1 protein-coding gene and 1 rRNA gene are annotated in these 2,046 nt (G+C 57.3%); one reads left to right on the top strand and one right to left on the bottom strand.

Annotated features, from left to right (window positions below; translation table 11 throughout):
• Positions 1–342: 342 nt before the first annotated feature.
• Positions 343–1,866 (bottom strand): 16S ribosomal RNA (locus AC5RWG_RS17170).
• Here AC5RWG_RS17170 and AC5RWG_RS17165 point away from each other — a divergent pair.
• Positions 1,866–2,046 (top strand): hypothetical protein (locus AC5RWG_RS17165; RefSeq protein ID WP_494002654.1); only part of this gene is annotated, 181 nt, incomplete at its 3' end. The two genes, AC5RWG_RS17170 and AC5RWG_RS17165, sit on opposite strands and share 1 nt — an antisense overlap.

The following is a 2,046-nucleotide window of genomic DNA, read 5'->3' as shown; positions in this document are numbered from 1 at the left end:
CCCCACCCCCGCCACCCCAAACGGGGCGGCCGGCGCGGCAAGCGCAGGAAACAAGAGGAACCAACTTCTTCCCTCTCCTCACATCGCTGCAAGAATAAGGTCCTGTTGCCTCAGGACCCAACAGTGTGCCAAAAGACATCCCCCGCGAAACCAACCACACACGTTCCAAACACCCCAAAGGGCACCGTACTGGCATGCGGCCAACCGCGAAAGACACCGAATCCGTTGATATTCCACCCATGAGCACCCGCCGGACAACAGACGCGTCCGCAACGGGCTTGCCCTGCAAACCACCCAACCCGCACTATGACAGGCCAGGAAAGGTTCGAGGAAGCTCCTTAGAAAGGAGGTGATCCAGCCGCACCTTCCGGTACGGCTACCTTGTTACGACTTAGTCCCAATCGCCGGTCCCACCTTCGACGGCTCCCTCCCACAAGGGGTTAGGCCACCGGCTTCGGGTGTTACCAACTTTCGTGACTTGACGGGCGGTGTGTACAAGGCCCGGGAACGTATTCACCGCAGCGTTGCTGATCTGCGATTACTAGCGACTCCGACTTCATGGGGTCGAGTTGCAGACCCCAATCCGAACTGAGACCGGCTTTTTGGGATTAGCTCCACCTCACAGTATCGCAACCCATTGTACCGGCCATTGTAGCATGCGTGAAGCCCAAGACATAAGGGGCATGATGATTTGACGTCGTCCCCACCTTCCTCCGAGTTGACCCCGGCAGTCTCCCATGAGTCCCCGCCATTACGCGCTGGCAACATGGAACGAGGGTTGCGCTCGTTGCGGGACTTAACCCAACATCTCACGACACGAGCTGACGACAACCATGCACCACCTGTGAACCGGCCCCGAAGGGAAGGACTGTTTCCAGCCCGATCCGGCCCATGTCAAGCCTTGGTAAGGTTCTTCGCGTTGCATCGAATTAATCCGCATGCTCCGCCGCTTGTGCGGGCCCCCGTCAATTCCTTTGAGTTTTAGCCTTGCGGCCGTACTCCCCAGGCGGGGCACTTAATGCGTTAGCTACGGCGCGGAAAACGTGGAATGTCCCCCACACCTAGTGCCCAACGTTTACGGCATGGACTACCAGGGTATCTAATCCTGTTCGCTCCCCATGCTTTCGCTCCTCAGCGTCAGTTACAGCCCAGAGACCTGCCTTCGCCATCGGTGTTCCTCCTGATATCTGCGCATTTCACCGCTACACCAGGAATTCCAGTCTCCCCTACTGCACTCTAGTCTGCCCGTACCCACTGCAGACCCGGGGTTGAGCCCCGGGCTTTCACAGCAGACGCGACAAACCGCCTACGAGCTCTTTACGCCCAATAATTCCGGACAACGCTTGCGCCCTACGTATTACCGCGGCTGCTGGCACGTAGTTAGCCGGCGCTTCTTCTGCAGGTACCGTCACTTTCGCTTCTTCCCTGCTGAAAGAGGTTTACAACCCGAAGGCATTCATCCCTCACGCGGCGTCGCTGCATCAGGCTTTCGCCCATTGTGCAATATTCCCCACTGCTGCCTCCCGTAGGAGTCTGGGCCGTGTCTCAGTCCCAGTGTGGCCGGTCACCCTCTCAGGCCGGCTACCCGTCGTCGCCTTGGTAGGCCATTACCCCACCAACAAGCTGATAGGCCGCGAGTCCATCCATGACCGAAAAATCTTTCCACCCGCCACCATGCGGTGACAGGTCATATCCGGTATTAGACCCGGTTTCCCAGGCTTATCCCAGAGTCAAGGGCAGGTTACTCACGTGTTACTCACCCGTTCGCCACTAATCCCCGGTGCAAGCACCGGATCATCGTTCGACTTGCATGTGTTAAGCACGCCGCCAGCGTTCGTCCTGAGCCAGGATCAAACTCTCCGTTAATGTTTCAAACAGACACAGCACCAACGGCCGGGAAAACGACCGAAGACACTGCACTAAATTCAAACCAGGCTGATAAAACCGCGACACACCACAGGGGCGGCACGCCACGGCACTTTCAACCAATAAATAATTGGTATCAACAAACTTGGCACACTATTGAGTTCTCAAACAACAGGAGCA

This window comes from Arthrobacter sp. Y3221160 (genome assembly GCF_059092585.1).
The sequence above is the reverse complement of the archived record's forward strand: the minus strand, read 5'-3'. Positions and strand labels throughout refer to the sequence as shown.